Annotated in this window: 20 protein-coding genes, 2 pseudogenes and 1 riboswitch; of the genes and pseudogenes, 12 read left to right on the top strand and 10 right to left on the bottom strand. The window is 61.4% G+C overall.

Annotated features, from left to right (window positions below):
• Positions 1-225: 225 nt before the first annotated feature.
• The 3 genes from P3T22_RS27315 to P3T22_RS27305 all read right to left on the bottom strand — a co-directional run bounded on the left by P3T22_RS27315 (position 226) and on the right by P3T22_RS27305 (position 4,186).
• On the bottom strand, positions 226-2,607 hold the full coding sequence (locus P3T22_RS27315) for a DUF6531 domain-containing protein (RefSeq protein ID WP_429326642.1): 2,382 nt from the start codon (positions 2,605-2,607) through the stop codon (positions 226-228).
• A 599-nt stretch (positions 2,608-3,206) separates the two neighbouring features.
• A complete protein-coding gene (locus P3T22_RS27310; RefSeq protein WP_429326641.1) occupies positions 3,207-3,953 on the bottom strand; it encodes a CbtA family protein in 747 nt (248 codons plus the stop codon).
• An 11-nt stretch (positions 3,954-3,964) separates the two neighbouring features.
• Complete coding sequence (locus P3T22_RS27305) at positions 3,965-4,186, bottom strand: CbtB domain-containing protein (RefSeq protein ID WP_063500211.1); 222 nt, start codon at positions 4,184-4,186, stop codon at positions 3,965-3,967.
• Positions 4,187-4,238: 52 nt separating this feature from the next.
• Positions 4,239-4,328: riboswitch (adenosylcobalamin (AdoCbl) riboswitch) on the bottom strand.
• Positions 4,329-4,422: 94 nt separating this feature from the next.
• Between P3T22_RS27305 and P3T22_RS27300 the strand changes: the two genes are divergently transcribed.
• The 6 genes from P3T22_RS27300 (at position 4,423) to P3T22_RS27275 (ending at position 10,723) form a co-directional block, all read left to right on the top strand.
• A complete protein-coding gene (locus P3T22_RS27300; protein ID WP_429326640.1) occupies positions 4,423-5,097 on the top strand; it encodes a histidine phosphatase family protein in 675 nt (224 codons plus the stop codon).
• 222 nt (positions 5,098-5,319) lie between these two features.
• On the top strand, positions 5,320-5,781 hold the full coding sequence (locus tag P3T22_RS27295; RefSeq protein ID WP_063500213.1) for a MarR family winged helix-turn-helix transcriptional regulator: 462 nt from the start codon (positions 5,320-5,322) through the stop codon (positions 5,779-5,781).
• Positions 5,782-5,787: 6 nt separating this feature from the next.
• Positions 5,788-7,890 (top strand): FUSC family protein, encoded by a 2,103-nt coding sequence (locus P3T22_RS27290; protein ID WP_063500214.1) that lies wholly within the window; start codon positions 5,788-5,790, stop codon positions 7,888-7,890.
• A gap of 45 nt (positions 7,891-7,935) precedes the next feature.
• Positions 7,936-8,145, top strand: coding sequence for a DUF1656 domain-containing protein (locus P3T22_RS27285; RefSeq protein WP_007176114.1), 210 nt, complete (start codon positions 7,936-7,938; stop codon positions 8,143-8,145).
• On the top strand, positions 8,142-9,191 hold the full coding sequence (locus tag P3T22_RS27280) for an efflux RND transporter periplasmic adaptor subunit (RefSeq protein WP_429326639.1): 1,050 nt from the start codon (positions 8,142-8,144) through the stop codon (positions 9,189-9,191). The genes P3T22_RS27285 and P3T22_RS27280 overlap by 4 nt, the downstream gene beginning before the upstream one ends.
• A complete protein-coding gene (locus P3T22_RS27275) occupies positions 9,188-10,723 on the top strand; it encodes an efflux transporter outer membrane subunit (protein ID WP_429326638.1) in 1,536 nt (511 codons plus the stop codon). Before P3T22_RS27280 ends, P3T22_RS27275 begins: the two co-directional genes overlap by 4 nt.
• Positions 10,724-10,815: 92 nt before the next feature.
• Here P3T22_RS27275 and P3T22_RS27270 read toward each other — a convergent pair whose 3' ends face one another.
• The 3 genes from P3T22_RS27270 to P3T22_RS27260 all read right to left on the bottom strand — a co-directional run bounded on the left by P3T22_RS27270 (position 10,816) and on the right by P3T22_RS27260 (position 14,857).
• Positions 10,816-11,277, bottom strand: a complete 462-nt coding sequence (locus tag P3T22_RS27270) for a (2Fe-2S)-binding protein (protein WP_429326637.1) — start codon at positions 11,275-11,277, stop codon at positions 10,816-10,818.
• A gap of 25 nt (positions 11,278-11,302) precedes the next feature.
• Positions 11,303-13,573: a molybdopterin cofactor-binding domain-containing protein gene (locus P3T22_RS27265; RefSeq protein ID WP_429326636.1), complete on the bottom strand. Its 2,271-nt coding sequence runs from the start codon at positions 13,571-13,573 to the stop codon at positions 11,303-11,305.
• Positions 13,574-13,969: 396 nt separating this feature from the next.
• Positions 13,970-14,857, bottom strand: coding sequence for a LysR family transcriptional regulator (locus tag P3T22_RS27260; RefSeq protein WP_063500219.1), 888 nt, complete (start codon positions 14,855-14,857; stop codon positions 13,970-13,972).
• 102 nt (positions 14,858-14,959) lie between these two features.
• Between P3T22_RS27260 and P3T22_RS27255 the strand changes: the two genes are divergently transcribed.
• Positions 14,960-16,381, top strand: coding sequence for an aldehyde dehydrogenase family protein (locus tag P3T22_RS27255; RefSeq protein ID WP_429326635.1), 1,422 nt, complete (start codon positions 14,960-14,962; stop codon positions 16,379-16,381).
• A gap of 85 nt (positions 16,382-16,466) precedes the next feature.
• On the opposite strand, the pseudogene P3T22_RS27250 reads toward P3T22_RS27255, so the two are convergent.
• A pseudogene (locus P3T22_RS27250) lies at positions 16,467-16,598 on the bottom strand (sugar ABC transporter permease); the annotation flags it as partial.
• Positions 16,599-16,783: 185 nt separating this feature from the next.
• Between P3T22_RS27250 and P3T22_RS27245 the strand changes: the two are divergent.
• Positions 16,784-17,095 carry a DUF4148 domain-containing protein gene (locus tag P3T22_RS27245; RefSeq protein ID WP_063500221.1) on the top strand — a complete coding sequence of 104 codons (312 nt, stop codon included), beginning with the start codon at positions 16,784-16,786 and terminating at the stop codon, positions 17,093-17,095.
• A 124-nt stretch (positions 17,096-17,219) separates the two neighbouring features.
• Here P3T22_RS27245 and P3T22_RS27240 read toward each other — a convergent pair whose 3' ends face one another.
• Positions 17,220-17,408, bottom strand: coding sequence for a hypothetical protein (locus P3T22_RS27240; protein ID WP_408361671.1), 189 nt, complete (start codon positions 17,406-17,408; stop codon positions 17,220-17,222).
• Positions 17,409-17,482: 74 nt separating this feature from the next.
• On the opposite strand from P3T22_RS27240, the gene P3T22_RS27235 reads away from it, so the two are divergent.
• Positions 17,483-17,959, top strand: coding sequence for an ester cyclase (locus tag P3T22_RS27235; RefSeq protein WP_429326634.1), 477 nt, complete (start codon positions 17,483-17,485; stop codon positions 17,957-17,959).
• 331 nt (positions 17,960-18,290) lie between these two features.
• On the opposite strand, the gene P3T22_RS27230 is transcribed toward P3T22_RS27235, so the two are convergent.
• Positions 18,291-18,926, bottom strand: a complete 636-nt coding sequence (locus P3T22_RS27230) for a hypothetical protein (RefSeq protein WP_429326633.1) — start codon at positions 18,924-18,926, stop codon at positions 18,291-18,293.
• A gap of 326 nt (positions 18,927-19,252) precedes the next feature.
• Here P3T22_RS27230 and P3T22_RS27225 point away from each other — a divergent pair.
• Positions 19,253-19,393: pseudogene (locus tag P3T22_RS27225) on the top strand (STAS/SEC14 domain-containing protein); the annotation flags it as partial.
• Between the two features lie 458 nt (positions 19,394-19,851).
• Here the strand turns inward: P3T22_RS27225 and P3T22_RS27220 are convergent.
• Positions 19,852-20,892 (bottom strand): S66 family peptidase, encoded by a 1,041-nt coding sequence (locus P3T22_RS27220; protein ID WP_063500224.1) that lies wholly within the window; start codon positions 20,890-20,892, stop codon positions 19,852-19,854.
• Between the two features lie 347 nt (positions 20,893-21,239).
• On the opposite strand from P3T22_RS27220, the gene P3T22_RS27215 reads away from it, so the two are divergent.
• Together P3T22_RS27215 and P3T22_RS27210 are read left to right on the top strand one after the other, a co-directional pair.
• Positions 21,240-21,557, top strand: coding sequence for a DUF4148 domain-containing protein (locus tag P3T22_RS27215; protein ID WP_063500874.1), 318 nt, complete (start codon positions 21,240-21,242; stop codon positions 21,555-21,557).
• A 289-nt stretch (positions 21,558-21,846) separates the two neighbouring features.
• Positions 21,847-22,095, top strand: a complete 249-nt coding sequence (locus P3T22_RS27210) for a hypothetical protein (RefSeq protein WP_063500875.1) — start codon at positions 21,847-21,849, stop codon at positions 22,093-22,095.
• Positions 22,096-22,284 lie beyond the last annotated feature (189 nt).

Raw genomic sequence — 22,284 nt, 5'->3', positions numbered from 1 at the left:
CAACGCAATCAGATTGAGCACTCCCCCCCCCAAACCGACGCACGAATTCGTCGTCAAGCCTGAAATCGAATTCGTCTAGCAGGATCGGCATTTCAACTGCTCTAGCCAAAAGCGGCACCAACCTGGCTGGGTCAACTGATTGCAAAATCAACTGTTGACGATCTTCGTCGTAAGTTATAACAACGGAACACCGCGGAAAATTAATCATCAATACCCTCTGCACTCTTAATAGTCTGCGAACGCGTTCTGCTTGCACAGTGCGCGGCCCCGGGCACCGCCCATGATTGTGCCAAGCGAATTGCACCGAATCATTTCAATCATATATTTCGCATGACAGTCCGCCTCCCGGAACTCCGTATCGCCTCGACTCCCACATTTAACCATTCCACTGCCACCACTTCCGGCGCCGAAGATAGCACCGTAAAGCATTGACCTTTTCGCAGAGCCGGTCAGGTCCGGTACGAGAGCAGGATAAGGAACCTGCGACTGATCGCTCAGCATCAGCTCCGTTGTCTCGCCCCACTTCGAAAGTGGTTCGCTTAGTTCACTACCAAAAAGCCTCTCCGTCAACTTGGCTTTCCACGCCATGTAGCATTCAACGCAGAGCCGTGGAACGAAGGCCTTGGCGTCAGACTGGAGTCCGGTAAGGTTGGCAGGTGGAGAAACCGGATCATTACCCAACTCCCAGTTGGTGAGCCACACACCCAGTTCAGCATCGCTGATCGGCTGCTGAACACCGCCATTCTTTGCCACCGTCGCTGTACGCGTCGACACCGTGCCGTTCGCCGCATAGCCATACCGGACCACCAGTTTGCGGGCGAGTCCGCCGTTGACCACACCGGCCTTCTCGTCATACTGAAAAACAGATACGCGCCCGCGCTCGTCGTAACTGATGTCCGCCTGGCCGCTATCGCCTGCTATAGCTGTCGCACGATTCGCGGCATCACGGCTGAGCGTTCGCATCGACCAACCCGACACGGCATCCCGCGTCGTCGCGATGTTGCCCCTTGCATCGTACGTGTAGGTCCAGTCTTCAATCTTCGTGCCATTCTGGGTGATCGTGGCCGACAGAAGACGGCCCGCATTGTCGTAGCGTGCGCCGACCGTCAGTTGGCTCCCGGTCCCGACCGCCTGCAGTCCCTGTTCGCCTGTCAGGTCGGTCGTTTCCCGTTCTGCGTAGCCCGTGACGTTGCCGCTCGAGTCATAAACGAACGCGCGGATCTTGCCCGGTGTAGCGACCAGATTCGGACGCAGCGAGCTGGCATCGTTGTACTCAATCGTTATTACCGTCTTCTTCCCGGCGACCGTTGCAATCGCCTTCGTTGGCCGGTTGGCGCTGTCCCACGTGTACTGCGTATCTCCTTCAGGAGTCGCCCTCTGCGTCAGATTCCCTGCGATATCCCACTTGCGCGATATCGTTCCGGCTGGTGTAACGATTGAACCAGGGCGCCAGCCGTCCGGGAAACTGAAACTGTACGTGCTCGTGCCGTACATGTCGCTGAGTGTCGTCTTGCCGGAACCATAGTTCAACGATGTATTGCGCGTAGTATCGGGATGGCTGACCGATATCACGCGTGCATTGGCATCGTAGGTCCATGTCGCTATCCGCGATCCGGATTCGTCCTTTACACCTGTCAACGCGTAGGGGAAACGGGCATCTTCGTACAGATATTGACGAATGGAGCCGTCTGGATGAGTGACCGAAGCAAGATTACCTTTTACGTCGTACGCGTACTGCGTGACCTTGCCCAAGGGATCTACCATGCCAACGATGCGATCGCTATCGTCATACTGGAGATTGATCCTGAATCCGTTCGGTCCTATCTGATCGACCGGCCACTGGTTGATCTGCACCATCCGCTGTCTGGAGTCGAACCCAAATTTGCGGAGCATCCCCGTGCGGGTAGTCTCGGAATAGAGATTGCCGTTGCCCGAGTAGGCTTCCGTTGTACCGAGCAGTTCGTCTTTCAGGTAGTAGTATCCAGCGCCATCTTTCGTCAGCGAGAGCCCGCGATTTCCCAGCACGGCCCAAGCCTTACCGTTCCACTTGAATGTCAGCGGTTGCTGGTTACCCCGGTAAACCACGATTTGCGGCGTGCTCGCATTAACCGCCGTCAGATCAATCCTTCGCTGCCAGTTGTTAACCCAGTTGCGACCCATCGCTGTCTGCGAGGTGTCATAAAGCCTCGAAAGATACGTGCGCCCAAAGACGAATGGGGGCGCATCGCCGTTCGCAAAGTCAGTTTCGGAAAGCGTGACGATGCCCTCTGCCGGCAATACCGGGTCCGCTACCGGGCAGGAGCCTTCTGGAGAAGGGGGGACCGGTGCGCCACCGCAATAGTCCTTTATCCAGTCCGAAGCATTGGGACAGTTGTAGTAATTCATGCTGCTATACGGATCGTCAGCGCCCCTCGACAGAGGTGTCGTGCCGGCCACCTGGATAGCGCAGGTCGGGGTCCCGGGAGTCCCGAGAGACTTCTGATATGCCTGCATACACTGCATGTAATCTGCTGCGTTCGCACCAAACGCGACCATAAGCAGCATGAATGCGGCCAGCAGGCGAGCCGCCACGCCCGCCGTCTCCTCGGAAAATCTATTATTTTTCATAGTCATCCTTATTGGTTTTACCTGGTTTAAACACAAGTACCCCATAAGGAGAATTCCATCTGCGCTATCCAATAATTCCCAAAATTACAATTTCCAGAATTGCCGTACACGCTTCTTTCAGACTTCCTACGTAATCCGTATTGAATTACGAAAGAACCCGTCAACCATCAGCGCGTCGCAGTAAGAAAACCAAAACGTCAGACGCGGGATATTCGAGCGTGAAAGTGGTTGGACGCTGACACCCAAACCTGGGCCGACTGGAAGGGAAAACAAGGGCCGCGTAGCGCGCCGCCAGAAAGGGAGAGGGGGTAGCGCAAGACAGCGCTACGAGACTAATCGCGATACAAAGTGCGATCTTAAATAACCAGGCCCGAGAACGAAGGGCGAACCCTCACCGGCTAGCCGCTCGAACGGCGGCCTCAAAGTTATCAACAGAAAATGTTCGCAAGCCTGTGGATAACATTCTGGCAAACGCGCCAAGTACTTGATGTACTTGGCTTCTCTTGCGTTGCGCGTCGGCACGGCCGCTTTCGCGCCCGCGCCTTTTGCGTTAAAAACCAAGCGGCCCCGCCGCGGCCCTCTCGGCCGCGCCTCTCACATCAACGGTAAGCGGACTTCGCCACACCGCGGGTCGCGGGAGCCAGCAGTTTGCTCCGCTCAACCATGGCGCCGAACAGCAGCCCAATGGTCGTCCACATAATCACCTGCATCCCGATCGCCGCGACGCGGAACTTCCACAACAGCACCGCCGGGAAGGCCGCCGGCACTTCGTTGATCGCCGGCATCGACAGCTGCACGGCAGCAATGATCACGACAAACACCACACCGGCGACGATCGAGCCATTCCACGCGCCCAGCTTCAGCGCCGCGCGGCGCCGCACCTTCAGCGAGAACACCATCGCTGCCAGCGAGATCGCAATCATCAGGAAAAACAAGCCGGTGCGCATCCCGATCGTCTCGGGGTCGCCCACCGAGGGAGGATTCGCCGGATATTTGATGTTCGGAACGATCACCAGCGCGATAAACGCGCCAAGCGCCAGCCATGCGGACAACGCGCGCGCACTCAATGCGCCGACGCGGCCGTACGCAAACGCGAACACCAGCGAGAACAACCCACCGAACGCCGCGCCATACGTCACGACGCCCGTCAACAATCCCAGGCCCGCTTGCGTGCCGCGGCTCACCAGTTCGGGTTCAGGCGCCTCGCCTTTGGCAGCGTCGGCCTTTTCCTCGAAGGAAATCGCCTGATCGACCTGCGGCTCGCCCACCAATCTGGCGAAGCCGAACGTGAGCAATCCCGCGGCGATGCCTGCAAGCATCCCGCGTACCAACAATTTACCCACCATGGTCGACTCCGTTAGTGGCAGGGAAAGCCGAGCAGATGGCGGCCGTCGTGCACGAATTCATGCACATACATGCCAGGCACCAGGGACGTGGCACCTTCTTCCGCACCAACGAAATAAATCGCGAGCAACAGCAGCAAGCCGCCGAACACGACCCAAGGCAGCAGTTCACGCAGCGGAATCGGCGTGGGTTGTGCGACAGGCTGTGTCGCGGGATCGAAAACAGCGTTGGTCATATTGGACATCTCCTGGGGGTAACGCGCCCCGATAGTCGATTGAAAAGGGATGCTGCGAAGCTCAGGTCTGGCTTTCGGCTCGTGAATGCCGATTACAGTGGCGCGACCGCGCCGGGCTCTCACCGGCTTCCGTGCTTCGCAGTGACGCTATTCTACGCGCTAAACTTTGCCTCCCGGCAACGCAAAGCATAATCGCAGGGTCCGTCTTTAGTCTGGCCTTTATGGAAATCAACTGAATGGACATACGGCTGTTACTGATCAGCCACGCGTCGACTGCGGCGATGCGCACGGGCTGCTTTCCCGCCGACGATCCACTCGACGCACGCGGCCTCGCCGAAGCAGGCGTCGCGTGTGCGCGTCTGTCGATTCCGGACGACGCGGCGGTTTTCGTCAGCCCTGCCGTCTGCGCGCGTGATACGGCGTCGGCCTTGGGCCTCGCTGCAACGGTCCACGAGGGACTGGCGGATATGAACTACGGTCGATGGCATGGACGCCGCCTTGCCGATCTCGCCGTCGAAGCGCCGCAAGACCTCGCCGCATGGACGCACGATCCCGACGTTGCCGCGCATGGCGGCGAGTCGTTCGGTCAACTCGTGAAACGGGTAGGACAGTGGCTCGATGCGCTGGACGATGCGTTGAGCAACGGGGTGTCTCGCGCAACGGACAGTGCATCAAGCGATGGAACGACCGGGGCAAAAAACCGTGCGTCAAGTGCAAAAACGAGCGGTGTACCGCGCAATATGCAAAACGTGGTCGCCATCACGCACGCGCCAGTGATCAAAGCCGCAATCGTTTATGCGCTCAGGGCGTCGCCGGACATGTTTTCGCGCATCGAAATCGCGCCGCTCTCGATGATCGAATTGCGCCGCTCGCGACGCGGCTGGACATGGTGGCCGGCGGCGTCACATTAACGAACTACGCGAATCCGTTGCCGAGCACCGAGGCAAACATCGCGCACCGCACCATCGCCGGGCTCAAACCGGTCGATACCCTTGTGGTAGATGCCGCACCGTCACGCCGTATTCGAAGCCAATGTTGTCACATTGCGGCCGCAGGCTGTTGCCGAGTACGTCTTCACAACAATCCCAATTCAATAGTTTGCTAACGAATATTTTAGAAATACAATATCGGCCATGTCGAATCTCGATGCCTTGCGCCGCACCGTCAGCAGCACGCTGGTCGTCGCTGCCAGAAAATGGCGGCGCACGAGCCATGGCGTGCTCGCGGCATTTAACGTTTCCGAAGCGTGCGCTACGCCGCTACTGACCGCCAGCCGGCTCGGCGAAGCAGTGCGGCAGGTCACGCTGGCCGATCACATCGGCATTGAAGGGCCCTCGCTCGTGCGGCTGCTCGATCAACTGTGCGCGGCCGGCCTGATGCGCCGCGACGAAGATCCGGAAGACCGGCGCGCCAAGACCGTGGCGCTCACCGACGAAGGCCGCGCCGTCACCGCGAAAATGGAAGAAGAACTCAATACGTTGCGGGCGCAAGCTTTGAAAGGCATCTCGCGCAGCGATCTCGAAGCGACCTTGCGGGTGCTGGCCGCTTTCACGACCGACGCAGCGGCGCCGCACAACGCCGGGGATCCCGAGTAAGGGTTTATGGTCTATCCGTCCATCCGCGACTGGCTGTTCTCCGTCAAGACGTTTGCCGCGGCGATGATCGCGCTCTACATCGGTCTCTCGCTCGAGTTGCCGCGGCCCTACTGGGCCATGGCCACCGTCTACATCGTGTCGAATCCGTTTGTCGGCGCGACCCGCTCCAAGGCGCTTTATCGTGCGCTCGGCACCGCGCTCGGCGCGTCGGCCGCGGTGCTGCTGGTGCCGCCCTTCGTCGAATCGCCGTATCTGTTCAGCGTGATCGTCGCGTTGTGGACCGGTACGCTGCTGTATCTGGCGGTGGCCGACCGCACCGCGCGCAGCTATGTGTTCATGCTGGCGGCCTACACCATGCCGATCATCGCCCTGCCTTCGGTGACGAATCCAGGCGGCGTATTCGATCTGGCGATCAGCCGCACCGAAGAAATCACGCTCGGCATCGTGTGCGCAAGCATCGTCGGCAGTTCGCTGTTTCCTAGCCGGCTCGCGCCCACCATCATCGAGCGGACCGACGCGTGGTTTCGCGACGCGGCGTTCTATGCGACCGAAACGCTGTCCGGGCGCATTGCGGGCTCGGCAATCTCGGGGGCTCGCCAGCGCATCGCGTCCACGATCAACGGGCTGGAACTGCTGCTGAGCCAGCTTGCCTACGACCATACCCGGCCAGACATCCTGACTCGTACTCACGAGTTGCGCGGGCGCATGCAGTTGCTGCTGCCGATGATGTCGGCGCTGGCCGATCCGCTGATCGCCCTCTACAACAGCGGCCGCCAGAGCTGGCCGGAGGGTCTCGAAGCGCTGCTCAACGACGTCATCACGTGGTTCAACGCGCCGCTTCCCGCGGCCAGCGGCGGCTATCACGCCGACCCGGCCGCCAACGCATTGCGCGAGCGCATCGCCGCGATGCAGCCGCCGCCGCCCGCGCTGGCGGACTGGGACGGCGTGCTGCTTTCGAACGCGCTGTGGCGCCTGAAACAGGTGATCGACGTCTGGCAGGACTGCCGCTCGCTGCGCATCATCATCACGCGCGAAGAAGGCTCGTGGCGGCCACGTTTTCGCCATTGGCGGCTGGGCGGCACCGAGCGGTTTTTCGACCGCGGCATCATGCTGTTTTCGACGGTTTCGGCAGGCGCCGCGGTGGTCATCGCGTGCAGTCTGTGGATCAGCTCCGGCTGGGCGGACGGCGCCAATGCAGTGACGCTGGCGGCGATTGCCTGCTGCTTCTTCGCCGCGCTCGACGAACCCGCGCCCATGGTGTTCAGGTTCTTCGTCGCGACGGCAATCGCCGTGGTGGCCGCCGGCATTTACCTGTTCGCCGTACTGCCGCATGTGCATGATTTTCCGATGCTGGTCATCCTGTTCGCCGCGCCGTTCATTCTCGTCGGCACGCTGATCCCGCGTCCGGCGTTTAACATGGTTACGGTGCTGGTAGCCGTCAATACAGCCACCTTCATCAGCATTCAGGATGCCTACTCGGCCGACTTCCTGATCTTCCTGAACAGCAATCTCGCGGGCCTCGCAGGCTTGCTGTATGCCTATCTGTGGACCCGCGCGACGCGCCCGTTCGGCGCTGAACTCGCGGCCTCGCGGCTGTTGCGCTCGAGTTGGGCCGACGTGGTGCTGACCGCCTCCACGCGAAGAATCGAAGACCCGCGCAATCTCGCCGCGCGCATGCTCGACCGCCTGATGCAGCTGATCCCGCGGCTTGCCGCTACGGACGACCATCGCCATCCGTCGATCGAAAGCTTCCGCGATCTGCGCATCGCCTTCAACGCGCTCGATCTGCGGCGCCTGACCCACAAGCTCGGCGGCGAAGCGCCGGCCGCGATCGATCATGTCCTCGAAGACGTGCGCCAATACTTCGAAACGTGCGTCGACCGGCGCGCGCGCCAACCGGTGCCCGAGAGCCTGATGTCGTCGATCGATGCAGCCGTGGCGCGCGTCACGGCACAAGGGCTCGCCAATGCCAATGCGCCGAGCGCGACCTCGCAAAGCTCGGCCCGCCATTTGCGCGACGCGTTGCACGCGCTGGTCGGCTTGCGTCTTTCGCTGTTTCCGGCCACGCTAATCACACCCACGCCGCCCGAACCGGAGGCTGCAGCCTGATGCGCCCGTCCCGCAACCCCATCCATCCCCTTGCCAGTTCCCGTGATGATCGGTGAAATCGATATCTTCGGCGTGTTCGTGCCGGCCGTGCTCGTGCTGATGTTGATCGCCTATCTGATCAACCTGGCCATCCGTACGGTGCTCGCGCGCGTCGGCTTTTACCGCTTCGTCTGGCATCGCTCCATCTTCGATCTCGGCATCTATGTGCTGGTGCTGGGCCTTGTCGTCGTCGTTTCGCACAGACTAATAACGTGAAAAAAACCTGGTTCTCCGTCGGTCAAATTCTGCTGACCCTGATCGTCGTCGTGGCTGCAGCCTTCGTGCTGTGGAAACTGGTCGCCTACTACATGTTCGCACCGTGGACCCGCGACGGCCACGTGCGCGCCGATGTGATCCAGGTCGCGCCGGATATCTCGGGACTGATCTCGTCCGTCGAGGTGAACGACAACCAGCAGGTCAAGCAAGGCCAGGTGCTGTTCGTGATCGATCAGGCACGCTATGCGCTCGCACTGCGCCAGGCGCAGGCCACCGCGCAGCAACGCCGCGCCACCCTCGATCAGGCGCGCCGCGAAGATGCGCGTAATCGCCAGCTCGGCAACCTCGTCGCGGCGGAAGTCTCCGAAGAAAGCCGCTCGCGGGTCGAAACGGCGGAAGCCGCGCTCGCCGATGCGAATGTCGCGATCGATACGGCCAAGCTCAATCTGCAACGCACCACCATCGTGAGTCCGGTCGACGGTTATCTGAACGACCGTGCACCGCGGACCGGCGAGTTCGTCTCCGCGGGCCGGGCGGTGCTGGCGGTGGTGGATATGCATTCGTTCCGCGTCGACGGTTACTTCGAAGAAACCAAGATGCGCGGCATCGACATCGGCCAGCAGGTCGATATCCAGGTCATGGGTGAGCCCAAGGTGCTGCGCGGTCACGTGCAAAGCATCGTCGCGGGGATTGAAGATCGCGACCGCACGCAAGGGTCGAATCTGCTGCCGAACGTGAACCCGGCGTTCAGCTGGGTGCGGCTCGCGCAACGGATTCCCGTGCGCGTTGCGCTCGACGAAGTCCCCGCTGATTTCCGCATGATCGCGGGACGCACGGCGACGGTGTCGGTGCGCGATCTGTCGCCGACCGGCAAGAAGCATCCGGCTGCGGCGGCTTCGGGTTCGGTGGATGCATCGGCGGCTCCGGCTATGTCTTCGGCTCCGGCTATGTCTTCGACTTCGTCTACGTCCGCCGCTCCGGCTGCCGCCGCTGCTTCCACTACGCAGCCGGCATCGGCTGCCGTCATGTCGGGCGCATCGCAATGAAGCTGTCGCGCGCCCTGCCCTTATTGCCGCTGCTGCCGCTTTTGCCGTTAGCCCTCGCGCTCAACGGCTGCATGAACGTCGGCCCCAATTACTCGCTGCCGAAGCAGGCGCTGATCAACGCACCGCTCGCCAATGCGCCGATCGAAGGCGCCGACGCCAGGCTGACCACGCGGCGGAACGTGCCTGCGGTCTGGTGGAAGCTCTACGACGATCCGGTGCTGAACAGCCTCGTCGACGAAGCGCTGCAATCGAATACCGACTTGCGCGTCGCCGCGGCGAACCTCGCGCGTTCGCGTGAAGCGCTAGGTGTTGCGCAGGCGCAGGGCGGCTTCTCCGGCAAGAGTTCGGTGCTGCTCGAACGCGCGCAGGAATCGGCCGAGCAATATCTGCTTACCCAGAAGCTGCCGGTCGTTAATGAAGGCGACATCGGCATCAGCATCTCGTACGAAATCGATCTGTTCGGCAAGCTGCGGCGTGGCGTCGAAGCGGCGTCGGCGGATACGGAATCCGTGCAGGCGGCCGGCGATCTCGCGCGAATCACGGTGGTCGCGGATGTGGTGCGCTCTTACGTCGAGCAATGCTCGGCCGCCGAAGAACTCCGGATCGCGCAACAGTCGCTGGCATTGCAGAAGGAGCGCGTGGACGTATCGCGCCGGCTGCGCGACGCGGGCCGCGGCAATCAGACCGATGTGACGCGTGGCCAAACCCAGGTCGATACCTTGGCGGCGGATATTCCGCGCTACACGGCACGCCGCCAGATTGCGCAATACCGGCTCGCGGCGCTGCTCGCACGCGCGCCGTCCGATTTGCCGCCGGCCGTGCTGGCCTGCAGCACGCTGCCGCAAATCCGTCAGCCGATTCCGGTCGGCGACGGCGCCGCGCTGCTCAAGCGCCGCCCGGACGTGCGCGAGGCCGAGCGACAGCTGGCGGCTTCGACGGCGCGCATCGGGGTTGCGACGGGTGCGTTGTATCCGACCGTGAGCATCGGGGCATCGGCGGGTTTGACCGGGATTCTGGAAGACCTCGGCACGTCGCCGACGGCGCGCTGGGCCTTCGGTCCGCTGATCAGCTGGACCTTCCCCACGAATGGCGCGCGTGGCCGTGTGCGCGAGGCGGAAGCGTCGAGTGACGTCGCGCTGGCGAAGTTCGACGGCGTGGTGCTGACCGCGTTGCGCGAAACCGAAACCAACCTCGCGACCTATGCGTCCGACTACTCGCGCGCCGATGCGTTGCGTGCCGCGTTGAAGTCGGCCGCCCAGTCGGCGGATGAAACGCATCGGCTGTATCGCGCCGGACGCGAGTCGTTCATTTCGGATCTGGATGCGACGCGCACGCTGACTTCGACGAAGTCTCAAGTCGCGGCCGCGGAAGGTCAGGTGGCGATCGATCAGGTCAACCTGTTCCTCGCGCTCGGCGGTGGGTGGGAGACCGATCCGCAGACGGCGCCTGGGGCAGCGGTGTCTAACGCTGCAACTCCGGCTGCTGCCGCACCGGCTAAGACCATGCCAACGGCGACCACCAAAGCGCCCTGATTGACGCGGTCATGGAGATGCTGGCGAATTGAGCTTGAGCGGCTCGCCCGGGTATACGCGTACGCGTGTACGCGCATACGGCTCGGGTGGCCCTAAGCGGGCCGCCGCTTCGCGGCCGCCTGGTGAATCGCGGCCCGCACCCTCGGATACGTGCCGCAACGGCACACGATATTGGACATCGCCGCGTCGATGTCCGCGTCAGTCGGATTGGGTTTCTGCTTGAGCAGCGCGCAGGCCGCCATCAACTGCGCGCTTTGGCAGTAGCCGCACTGCACCACGTCGAGATCGATCCACGCCGCCTTCAGCACCTGCGCTTCGGCGCCCTGCACGCCTTCGATGGTCGTGATCTTCTGCAAGTGCAAGCTCGACATAGGTGTCTGGCAGGCAAGGCCTGCTTTGCCATCCAGATGAATCGTGCACGCGCCGCAAATGCCCACACCGCAGCCGAACTTGGTGCCGGTCATGCCGAGGTCGCAGCGCAGCACCCACAGAAGCGGCATGTCCGGCTCGGCTTGCACCGCCACCGCCCGGCCGTTGATGTTTAGCGATCCCATGTTTTCTCCATCAATCCGATGCGTTTCACGCGAGCCTCAACGGCAACGCGCGCAAGCGCTGGCCGGTCAGTGCGAACACCGCGTTGGCCACCGCCGGCGCGACCGGCGGCACGCCCAGTTCGCCGACGCCCTGCGGGTGCATCTGGCTCGGCATGATGTCGGTTTCGATCACCGGACAATCGTTCATCCGCACGACTGGGAAATCGACGAAGTTCTTCTGCGTCACCTGCCCACCCTCGATCGTGATGGCGTCTTGCAACGCAGTCGACAAGCCGAACACGATGCCGCTCTCCATCTGCTGACGAATCAGGTTTGGATTCACCGGCAGTCCGCAGTCGATCACGCAGACCACCCGGTGCACGCGAATCTGCTTATTCGGGCCGACCGATACCTCTGCCACCTGCGCGACGACACTGCCGAACGCTTCGTGCAACGCGATGCCGCGTGCCCGCTTGGTGCCATCGGCGGCATGCGTCAGTGGATGTCCCCAATCCGATAAGGCTGCAACGCGCCTTAACACCGCCAGATGGCGCGGATGCTGCGCGAGCAGCGACGCGCGAAACGCAATCGGGTCCTGACCGGTGGCTGCGGCGAGTTCGTCGGTAAAACCCTCCGTGAAAAACGCCTGATGCGAATGGCCGACCGATCGCCAGAATCCAACCGGCACCGGCAATTCGACGATCTTGTGCGCCACGCGCGCGGTGGGCCATTCGTAGGGCTGATCGAACGCGCCCTCGCAAGTGGTCTTGTCGATCGGGATGCGCGGCACGCCGTAATAACGCGCGAGGGCTTCCGGCACGATCGCCTGACTCGCGGACGTGGCATGCCACGCGACCAGCTTGCCGTCTTTGTCGAAACCGGCCTTGAGTCGCGACACGCACGCCGGACGATAGAAATCGTGAGTGAAGTCCTGCGCACGCGACCAGATTGTTTGCACCGGATGGCCGCCGCCCTCGCGCGCAATCGCCGCGGCCTGCGCGATGAAATCGAGTTCGAGACGGCGCCCGAAAGCACCGCCGAGCAGTTGTGCTTGCACGTCGACCTTGTCGGCGTCGAGGTCCAGCACTTTCGCGACGTGCTGCCGCGCGAGGGCCGGCATTTGCGTCGAGACCCAGACGGTGGCCGCGCCGTCGGCGACCTGCACCGTGCAATTCACCGGTTCGACCGCGCCATGCGCGAGGTACGGTGCGTGGTACTCGGCGGTGATGGTGCGCGCCGCGCCGCTCAATGCGGCGTCGACGTCGCCGCGATGGTAATAGGCGAGGCCGTCGCTGGCGTCCAGCGCTTGCGCAAGCCGAGTGTCCACAGCCGCGCTCGACAGCGTGGCTGCGGGGCCATCGTTCCACACCACGTTGACGGCGCTAACCGCGTTCATCGCGCGAAATGCGTTGTCCGCGATGACCGCGACGCCGCCACTGCCGCCGGCGTATGCCGCCACCGCGAAGGCCTTGATGAAGCCCGGCATGGTCTTGGCCGGCGAAGCGTCGAAATGCGCCACCGTGCCACCCAGCGTGGGGCACATCACCACGCTCGCGTAGATGAGACCATCGGGCAGCGCGTCAATGCCGAAGCGCGCCGTGCCGTTGATTTTCGACGCGGCTTCGATGCGGCGCATCGGTTTGCCGATCAGTTTGAAGTCCGCAGGATCTTTCAGCGCGACCTTGCGTGGCAGCGGCTGCTGTGCGGCCATCGTGCACAGTTCGCCGAAGCTCGCCTTGTGGCCTGATGCGTGCAATACGAAGCCGCCCTCTGTGCGGCATTCACCGCGTGGCACATTCCATTGTGCGGCCGCCGCGCCGATCAGCATCGCACGCGCCGAGGCGCCGGCTTCACGCATCGGCGTCCAGAGATCGTTGATGCTCGATGACCCGCCCGTCATCATCGTGCCGGCGTCGCGCACCAGCTTGCGGGTCATCCAGACCGTGGTGTGCTTGACCGTGCTGTCGTCGTCCGGGCGAAACGGCAGATCGTCGACGATGTTCTGCACGCTGTTGTAAATCTTGTCGATCGGCGAGTTTTCAACACGAACCTGCGACCAGTCGGCATCCAGTTCTTCGGCCAGCAGCATCGCGAGGCCGGTGTGGATACCCTGCCCCATTTCCGCTTTGCACATCATGATCGTGACGCTGTTGTCCGCGGCGATTTTGACCCAGCCGTTGAGCGTGACCTGGTTGCCGTCCGCTGGCAGCGGCGTGGAGGAGGTCAGGCGCTGCCCCGGCGGCAGCACCGACCAGCCGACCAGCAGCACGCCGAGCGCGCCGGCGCCGCCTAGCAGGAAGGTTCTGCGCTTAAACATCGTGTGACTCGATCAGCTTGCACGGTGGCGGGAAAGCTGTAACGGCGCGGGCTGGCGCGGAGGTTTGTTTCTGCGGAACAGTAATAAGACGGAAGAGTGGGTGGGGGACTGAAAGCCAGGGATTTCAGCCGATCCGTGCGGCGCTGGCGGATGCCCTTAGCAAAAGGGGCCGGCGCTTGCCGTGCGTCAGTTCATTAAATGTTATTCGTCGCGTGACGGCACGCTGCAGTGCAACTGGCTTGAACGGAGAAAGATGCGAGGAGGTGGCGGATTTTTGCTAACTGCGCAAGTCGCTGATTACCTCATGCGCATCGAAACCTTAGAGCTGGAACGCGGCCTTGTCCGCCAAGGCCGTATCGGTTCCATGATATGCCCGAGTGCTAAACGCACCCCAAATCACCCGCCCTCCCGAATCATCTCGATCAAAGCCCGCAACCCCGCCGGCACATGACGTCGCCCAGGATAGTAAAGACACAGCCCGTCGAACGCCGGCGTCCAATCTTCCAGCACACGCTGCAGCGTGCCCGCTTCCAGATCCGCCGCCACATTCCATTCGGTCATATACGCCAGTCCGAAGCCCTCGCGGGCCGCCTCCATCACCAGCAACGGTTCATCGAGCGTCAACATGCCCTGCACATCCACGCTGATCGCCTGGCCGCGGCGCTCGAACTCCCAGTGATAAATACGCCCGCTCGGCATGCGCAGCCGGATACAGCGGTGTGCACGCAGATCATCCGGCGTGCGCGGTTTCGGATATTCGGCGAAATAAGCCGGACTCCCAACGACCGCAAAACGCTGCGGCCGGTTGAACGGCACGGCGATCATGTCCTGCGGCACAATCTCGGCCAACCGAATGCCGGCGTCAAAGCCTTCAACCACGATGTCGATCATGCGCCCCTCGGTGACAAGATCCAGCTTCATCTCCGGATGGCGCCGCAGGTATTCCAGCAGCAAAGGCATCACCTGCCGCGCCGCGCCCACCGACGTGTTGATACGCAGCGTGCCCGCGGGGGTGTCGCGATAGCTGCCGGCCTGCTCGATGGCCTCGCGAATGGTGGACAACGCCGGCGCCACGCTGTCGACGAATTGCGCGCCCGCTTCGGATAACGACACGCTGCGCGTCGTCCGATTAAAAAGCCGCACGCCGATGCGCGCCTCCAACGCTGCAATCGCATGGCTGAGCGCCGATGTCGACACGCCAAGTTCCGTCGCCGCCGCGCGGAAGCTGCGATGGCGCGCCACCGCGAGCACGCCTTCCAGTTCGCTCAAACCCGGTGTCTTCATTATCCCATCCTGCTCAACGAATCATCCTTGATTATATGGCTAGTCGGCTTAATCCATTGGGCCTATCGTTGAGCCAACACGACTTCCTGGGTAGGAGCTTTCATGCAGCACATCGACAAGATTTATATCGACGGCGCGTTCGTCACGCCGCACGGTGAAGAATGGTTCGATCTGTTCAACCCGGCTAAGGAAACGGTGATCGGCAGAGTGCGTCTGGCCGACGCGGAAGATGCGCGCCGCGCCATCGCAGCCGCCAAACGCGCCTTGCCGGCGTTTTCCCGCACCAGCAAAGAAGAACGGATCGCGCTGCTCGAACGCATGCACGCTGCGGTTCAAGCGCGAGAAGACGAACTTTTCGAAGCGATCGTCGAGGAATACGGTGCGCCGGTCTCACGCGCGCGCTGGATGGCGAAATATGCAGCCGACGTGCTGGCGGAAGTCACCAAGGTCTTGCGGACCTATGAGTTCACGCGCCACGCCGGCACGGCAGAGGTCGTCATGCAGCCGCTCGGCGTCGCCGGACTGATTACGCCGTGGAACAGCAATGGCGGCTTTATCTGCGGGAAGCTGGCAGCGGCGATTGCAGCGGGCTGCACAGCCGTCATTAAACCGAGCGAGATGAGCGCGATTCAGACACGCATCATCACCGCGGTGCTGCACGAAGCCGGCTTGCCCGCGGGCGTGTTCAATATCGTCACGGGCCGGGGCGACACTGTGGGTGCGGAAATCAGCGCGCATCCGGACGTGGCGAAGATTTCCTTCACCGGATCGACGCCGGTCGGCAAGACGATCCTGCGCACCGGCGCCGAGACATTGAAACGCGTCACGTTAGAGTTGGGCGGCAAATCGCCGATGGTCATACTCGACGACGCCGATTTCGCGGAAGCGGTGCCGTTAGCGCTCCAGGCAGGATTCATGAACAGCGGTCAGGCGTGTATCGCCGGCACGCGGATTCTTGTGCCGCAAAGCCGCGCGGCGGAGTTCGAGGAGCGCGTGCGCTTTGAAGTCGCCCGCATGCAAGCCGGCGATCCGCGCGATCCGGCTACGCAGATCGGCCCGATGGTCAGCCGTAAGCAGTGGGAGCGCGTGCAATGCTACATCCGCATCGGCATCGACGAAGGTGCGCGATTGATTGCCGGTGGCGAGGGCCGACCGGAAGGACTGGAGCATGGTTGGTTCGTGCGGCCCACCGTATTTAGCGGCGTCAGCAACGACATGACGATTGCTCGCGAGGAGATTTTTGGGCCGGTGCTGTCGATCATTGCGTATCGCGATACCGAGGAAGCGATCGCGATCGCCAACGACACAAGCTACGGGCTGCAAGCCTACGTACTCTCGGCCGATGCGGCGCGGGCTCGCGCAGTCGCCACTCGCATCGACGCAGGACGCGTACTGATCAACACGTTGGCACACGAACCGGCAGCACCATTCGGCGGCTTCAAGCAATCGGGCATCGGGCGGGAATATGGCACGTTCGGGCTGGAAGCCTTCATGGAGCCGAAGTCGTTGCTCGGCGTGAACTGACAACCGGTGCTTAATGGATTTGCGGGCACGTCTGATCGCACAGCCGGCGGTGCGTCAGCATTCGCATGACGCACCACTGCATGCCTTACCGCCGGTTCGACCCCGACACCACATCGATCCATGCAGCCAGCACGAGAATGCTGCCCTTCACGATCATCTGCCAGTACGCGTCGACGTCGAGCATCGACATGCCGTTGTCCAGGCTCGCCATTACCATTCTGGCGTCTGAAGAAAATCTTCATATCTTACGAAGAGCATTACATAACGCCGACTTATCATTTGCTGCAAGACTGAATTATCCGTTTAGCGGTTTGCCCTGGATCACCCGCTTCCTAGAATCCCTCCATAGGCCGCCGAACCCACGTTGTGGCGCCCGATAAAACATCCTCGGAGGGAAGCATCATGAAATCGCTGATCAAAGTAGTCGCACTGGTTGTTGTTCTTGCGGCCCCGGTGGCTTCGTTCGCTCAATCGGAGCAACCGCTTACCCGCGCCGAGGTCAAGGCGCAACTGATCCAGATTGAACAGGCCGGCTACAACCCCGCCACTTCGAATGACTCTGCCTACCCCGCTGACATTCAGGCAGCCGAAGCACGCGTAGCTGCACAGCATGACACCACCGGTTACGGTTCTTCAGCAAACGGATCGTCGCAAACCGGCACTGCCGCACCCGCTGCGCCCGCGGTTCAGCCCGTGCCGATGGACGGTCAGTAAAACGTTGCTGTTGTCCGCCGTTGTCTATCTGCATCAGCGAGGACCCGTTTGAGTCGCTCAGAACTCGTGACCTACTGTCCGCTCCAGCGGAAGCATGGACGTTCGCCGATGCCTCATCGGCCCGTCACTCCTTCACAGGACCATTGGAGACGGCGCCTGCGACCTGGGAAAGAGACTCTGTTTCGACAGGTTCGATGATGGCAGCGAGACCAGTCTCTGATCGCGCATGGCGTTCAAATAAGGCTAGAAGTTCAGGGCGCAGTCCATCGCCGCGTTGGGCTGCGAGCGCGTGAAACGAGAGAAATGGCAACATGGTTGAACTCCTTTCAATGAGGAACAGGCGAGCGCTACGCCGATGACGGAATTGGCGCTCCGGGCGCCCACAAGATGCATCCGGTTCGAGCGCACCGCCCTTCGTCCGCCAGCCTCGGTTACTGTGCGATCGCATGGACAGGTTATGGCAGCAGGTCGGCACAGGCACCCCGATTCTTGCTCTCTATTTCACGTCGCTACGCCTCCTGGCGCCGTCGTTTACGAACGACGCGCGTAGTGACCATCGCCACCATAAGACGCGTGTCGGTCTATCGAGTATTGCAGCAAGATCCGGATCTCAACTTCTGGGGCGCCGCTAATCTCATCGCCGAGGGGGACTATGTAGTAGGCCGTTGGGAGGGCGGAGGCACACACACCGGTCCGGCATTCAGCGATTTCCTCGTTGGATCGTTGCCGCCCGCGACCGGACGGACAATGCGCTTCACTGGCACGACCGTACTACGGCCCAATGGTGGCAAGATCTTCGAAGAAATCGGTCTGGACGACGGCGGGACGGCGCTGCAACAACTTGGACTCCTCAAGGCAGCGTGATCGAAGGCTCAGCGCTTCCGCAGGTTCTCAGCAATTCTGTGCGTGTCTAACGCCACAACGGGTCGGGCGCACACCGGCCCGTTGTGGCGTTATCCGTCCACTGGGCGACTGGCTCAAACCAGTTCGACAGCGGCCGCCCGGCCGTAGACGATAGGCAGCATGCGCCCCTGAGGAGGCGGCCAACTTCTCTGATAGCGGTCATTCCACAGTGCTCAACTGTAGATGGCGACGGCCAATTCGCTTGCTTCGGGCGCCTTACACCAAGCGCTGGAGCGCCGTGCTCAAGTGCCGGGAGAGTTCATGCCGCCGCACGCGCTGCCGGAGAAGCCGGTTACTTGGGCGGCGGCAGCGAAGGGTCGAGCTTCGCCGATTCCCTGACGAGCTGATCCGTCATCGCAGCCGCGACCGGGTTCGAGCCCGTGCCAGGCTTGGAGCTACTTTGGTCCATGGCGGCGCGAGCGGCCGACATATCCGGCGGAGGCAACGATGGATCGAGCTTCGCCGATTCCCTGACCAGTTCGTCCGTTTCCGGTGTCGCGCCTCGAGTCGTTATCGCGCGATGATCCAGATCGTCTCGTCCACGCAGGGCGCGCTGCGCCGGAACCACCTTCGGCGCACCCGAGTCCTGCACGGTCACCGACGCGACTGCTGTCGACGGCACCTGCTTCGGTTGTGCCTCCGGTTTCGGTTGCCCGGTGACTTGTGAGGCGGCCGGACTGGATGCGGACGCGGCCGTCATGGGCGCAGGTGCTACTGCCAGAGCAGGACCCGCAGCGGGAACCGCCGGCTCCTGCGCGATGGCAGTGCTTTTCGTGATTCCGCCGGACGGCTTCGATTGGTCAATGCTGCCTTCCGTCGCGTGATCGCCGACGCGCGAATCGACGACGGGAGGCTGTGCGGACTCATGCATGGCGGCCGTGACTTCTGCCATTGAGCGGCGGTCCGCCTGAAGGAGCATCAAGTACATGGTCCCTACTGCTCCGAGCAGGAGCCCTCCAATAATCATCAAAATCTTTCGGGTATTCATCATACTTACTGACGGATCCTGCAAACGACGTGAGCCGACCATGATAAACGACTGATCACGGCTTTAATCAGACAAATGATGGCAATGGTGGACCTGACGAGCAGGAATGGGCGAGCGATAAACCGAGCGGCTGGCCATGCAGCGACACGTGTCGCACGGGCGGGAAGATGGTAACGGGCCGAGGCCGTCAACGTACTCTAAGCGGCGCTAAACCTGGCTAACCGAGCCGTGTGAAAAGGGGTATCGTGAAGAAATTATCGAACGCCAGGCTCATCCGCGCCGCCGTGGTGGCCGATACCGGCTGGATCCGTGCCTCGATGCATCTGGCGCGTTTCTTTACGAAGGCCGAAGTCAAGGCGTTCCACCTCAACGAGCTGGAGCAGGCGCGCGTCTGGATCAACACCTGAGCGCCGCCTGGCGAATTTCGTAGCAGTCCGGCTGCACGTCGGGGTGCGATTGACCTGCGCAATCAAGATGCCATGGGCATTCGCGCTCTTGCTTGCACTGGCGGCTCAGGGGGCGTTAGCGCCTGTTCGATTTTTCCGAGACCGGTCATTCAAAATTGGCCAAATACTGGAAGGCTCGAATGATCGGACTGGCCGACAAGCGACGCTTCAACATTCCGAATTGAATGGCCGGTTCCTGAGTGGAACCGACGCCTGAATGTCCGAGCGAAGTTGCTCGCGAATGACGCTTCATGGCCGGTCGCTGCCCGACGTCGATCGGTGGCACGCGTTAAGGGTTATTCGATGCCTGCCATCGGCCACAGGAATGTGACGGTGCCTCTGCGCGTGTTGGCAGGCATCGAATAACCCTTAACGCACTCGGTCCCACTTCGGGCGAAGAGATCGGCCTAGTGGCCTGGTTAAGCTAGCCGCTGAACTATGGTTCCGCATCCATCACGTAGCTTGACTTGAGCCAACGCGCCGTTGACGAGCGACAGCTGCGGAGGGACATGCCCAATATCCATGTCATACATAACGGGGCACTGAATGTCGCCAAGAACCGATCGCAACGCATCGATATAGCTCAGTTCATCGGACTGGACGCTATCCGGTGCTGCACTCCGTCCTATCAATACTCCTGACAGCCCCTCGAACCACCCACTCAAGCGCAGGTTGAGGAGAGAGCGAACCAGCTCGCAGGGCTTCATCTCCGCGTTTTCCAGATAGAGGAGCGTCCCGTCGGCCAAAGATGACTCGACAAAGCCTGGCACGTTGCCAAACGATGTGCCGACGAGTCTCGAAATGGTGTCCAGGCACCCCCCAATGAGTCGCCCGGAGAGCTCGATATCAGACTTGCTGCGATCCAATCGCTTCCAGGTTGTCTTTTCGTCGAACAAAGGTATGGCGCCGGATCCAGCGGGCCGATCAACACCCTTGCTTTGGTGACGTTGCAAAGCTCCCTGGGAAAAAGGGGTGTCGGGCTGTACGGTAAGGACGTCCCAGATCGCGGCCGTAACTGCATCGGTATCTGCACCCCCAAGCTGCATCAGATTGGGGCCATGCAACGTCGCCCAGCCTGCAATGGTAGTGAGCGGGAGATGCAGTGTACTAAGGTCGGAAAAGCCAGAGAACCATTTGGCCGGGACGTCCGCCAGCGCACGGAAGTCGAGAAGCGGGAGCAATTCCATTGCGAGTTCGCCACCCCACGGCGGCATCACCGCTGCAATTCCGGGTTCCGTGAGAAATCGCATCAACTCCGAAGCACGTTGTTCGCGCGCAGCGCTGGCAGACTTGTATTGCTGGCGAAGACATTCACCCTCGAGCACCCGATAACCCCGCTTGCGTAACGCGTCGATTGCCCGGTCGAGGCGTGGGTACAAAGGCGCAGGCACCCCAGATGAGGGTGCAGTTATCGCGATGAGATCGCCATGGGCAAGTGGTTTAGGGAAGCGAATATTCATCGTTTTTACCTAGTTATCAGGGCATCCTCTGTTGGATCTGGCTGAATTTTCGACGATTCAAAAGCCTATGTCGAATGTCCCAAACTGGCCGAACCCTGTCCGACGCGGACCTCGATCGATCTCTGATTGCAGCAGGGATGCGAAAGACACAAAGCGACCGAGGCGGCCCCGTCACTCCTGAAAGCGAAGCGAACATGGCATCAATGTAATGTGAGCGTCAGCGTGCATCAATCTTCGCTGTACAGAATAAGGATCACTCACTCCTGTTTCGACGAAGTAGTGAAACCGGAGGCTTCAGTCACGGTGGCGTGAAGCTGACCAAACTCAAGTTCAGAAGGTATTTCATTATGAAGACCCTTATCTATGCAGCGCTGATTGCTGGCGTACTTGCCACCCCAGTTGCTTCTTTCGCGCAGGACGCTACTGGTCCGTTGACGCGTGCCGAAGTACGCGCGGATCTGATTCGAGTAGAACAAGCCGGGTACCGCCCGGCGGCCAAAGATGTGCACTACCCGGCAGATATTCAGGCGGCGGAGGCGCGTGTTCAAGCGCAGGATGTCGCGGCGCCGGTGAGCACGGGTGTAGGCGGAGTGTCGGATGGCTCATCGCAGGCGGGTGCACCGACGGCAACCGGAATGACTCACTCGATCTACTTCGGGCACTGATGCTCACGTGTCTCACAAGCCATTGCCGGCCGCTTCTTTCGACCTATTAAGGGAGCGACCGCGTAAGCGCAGTTTCGTTTCCAAAGGTTAAGCGGCCTGCCCGGTGCACGGTGTCACGATCGCCCAAGAGAAACGATGTATAAGCAATAACTTATCATAATAGTTAAAAACATTAACTATCGCAAATATACAGCCGAGTCTACGCTGTAATCATCCCCGTCGCATATGCTCAGGTCGTAGCACTTGAGTCTCTGGCCGGCTGAGCGGTGGGCGATCGAAGGAGATGATCATGAACACCGCCGAGAAGTCCTTGCACTACCTGGTGGAAAAGTGGCTTGCGCCGGCCCCGCACACTCAAATTCGCGTCATTCAGTTTGGGCATATACGCGAAGATAGGAGGCGCTACGTGCACGTTGAGGCATCAGCTCCGAGCGGCTCGCACGCAATCTTTTTCTTTCGGCACGACGACGGCTGCTGGTGCGTATTTCCGCCCCGGATCGCGCGCCCTTCAATGACTGGTGATCAGCGTGCCGCTTGAGCCGTATTACAAGCTCGAACAAGCGGCAAAGGACAAATGGACTACAATTTTTGCAGTCCGAATAGAATTACTTCATTCGATCCGAATCGCCCGGTGCCTGTCTGGGCATCACAGATTGGCGGCAGAACGACCGCGCTGTCGCAGTTGATATCGACTCAGCTAAGAGTGCGATCGTCCATGACAGGAGCC

The sequence above is a fragment of the Paraburkholderia sp. GAS348 genome (genome assembly GCF_050434205.1).
GTDB lineage: Bacteria > Pseudomonadota > Gammaproteobacteria > Burkholderiales > Burkholderiaceae > Paraburkholderia.
The sequence above is the reverse complement of the archived record's forward strand: the minus strand, read 5'-3'. Positions and strand labels throughout refer to the sequence as shown.

What these genes read in the sequence shown, in the direction of transcription:
- P3T22_RS27295 (WP_063500213.1), top strand. Translation starts at nt 5,320, where the DNA reads ATGTCGAATCTCGATGCCTTGCGCCGCACCGTCAGCAGCACGCTGGTC.
- P3T22_RS27315 (WP_429326642.1), bottom strand. Translation starts at nt 2,607, where the DNA reads ATGAAAAATAATAGATTTTCCGAGGAGACGGCGGGCGTGGCGGCTCGC.
- P3T22_RS27300 (WP_429326640.1), top strand. Translation starts at nt 4,423, where the DNA reads ATGGACATACGGCTGTTACTGATCAGCCACGCGTCGACTGCGGCGATG.
- P3T22_RS27285 (WP_007176114.1), top strand. Translation starts at nt 7,936, where the DNA reads ATGATCGGTGAAATCGATATCTTCGGCGTGTTCGTGCCGGCCGTGCTC.
- P3T22_RS27245 (WP_063500221.1), top strand. Translation starts at nt 16,784, where the DNA reads ATGAAATCGCTGATCAAAGTAGTCGCACTGGTTGTTGTTCTTGCGGCC.
- P3T22_RS27270 (WP_429326637.1), bottom strand. Translation starts at nt 11,277, where the DNA reads ATGGGATCGCTAAACATCAACGGCCGGGCGGTGGCGGTGCAAGCCGAG.
- P3T22_RS27255 (WP_429326635.1), top strand. Translation starts at nt 14,960, where the DNA reads ATGCAGCACATCGACAAGATTTATATCGACGGCGCGTTCGTCACGCCG.
- P3T22_RS27210 (WP_063500875.1), top strand. Translation starts at nt 21,847, where the DNA reads ATGAACACCGCCGAGAAGTCCTTGCACTACCTGGTGGAAAAGTGGCTT.
- P3T22_RS27265 (WP_429326636.1), bottom strand. Translation starts at nt 13,573, where the DNA reads ATGTTTAAGCGCAGAACCTTCCTGCTAGGCGGCGCCGGCGCGCTCGGC.
- P3T22_RS27310 (WP_429326641.1), bottom strand. Translation starts at nt 3,953, where the DNA reads ATGGTGGGTAAATTGTTGGTACGCGGGATGCTTGCAGGCATCGCCGCG.
- P3T22_RS27240 (WP_408361671.1), bottom strand. Translation starts at nt 17,408, where the DNA reads ATGTTGCCATTTCTCTCGTTTCACGCGCTCGCAGCCCAACGCGGCGAT.
- P3T22_RS27290 (WP_063500214.1), top strand. Translation starts at nt 5,788, where the DNA reads ATGGTCTATCCGTCCATCCGCGACTGGCTGTTCTCCGTCAAGACGTTT.
- P3T22_RS27230 (WP_429326633.1), bottom strand. Translation starts at nt 18,926, where the DNA reads ATGTACTTGATGCTCCTTCAGGCGGACCGCCGCTCAATGGCAGAAGTC.
- P3T22_RS27235 (WP_429326634.1), top strand. Translation starts at nt 17,483, where the DNA reads ATGCATCCGGTTCGAGCGCACCGCCCTTCGTCCGCCAGCCTCGGTTAC.
- P3T22_RS27260 (WP_063500219.1), bottom strand. Translation starts at nt 14,857, where the DNA reads ATGAAGACACCGGGTTTGAGCGAACTGGAAGGCGTGCTCGCGGTGGCG.
- P3T22_RS27275 (WP_429326638.1), top strand. Translation starts at nt 9,188, where the DNA reads ATGAAGCTGTCGCGCGCCCTGCCCTTATTGCCGCTGCTGCCGCTTTTG.
- P3T22_RS27215 (WP_063500874.1), top strand. Translation starts at nt 21,240, where the DNA reads ATGAAGACCCTTATCTATGCAGCGCTGATTGCTGGCGTACTTGCCACC.
- P3T22_RS27220 (WP_063500224.1), bottom strand. Translation starts at nt 20,892, where the DNA reads ATGAATATTCGCTTCCCTAAACCACTTGCCCATGGCGATCTCATCGCG.
- P3T22_RS27305 (WP_063500211.1), bottom strand. Translation starts at nt 4,186, where the DNA reads ATGACCAACGCTGTTTTCGATCCCGCGACACAGCCTGTCGCACAACCC.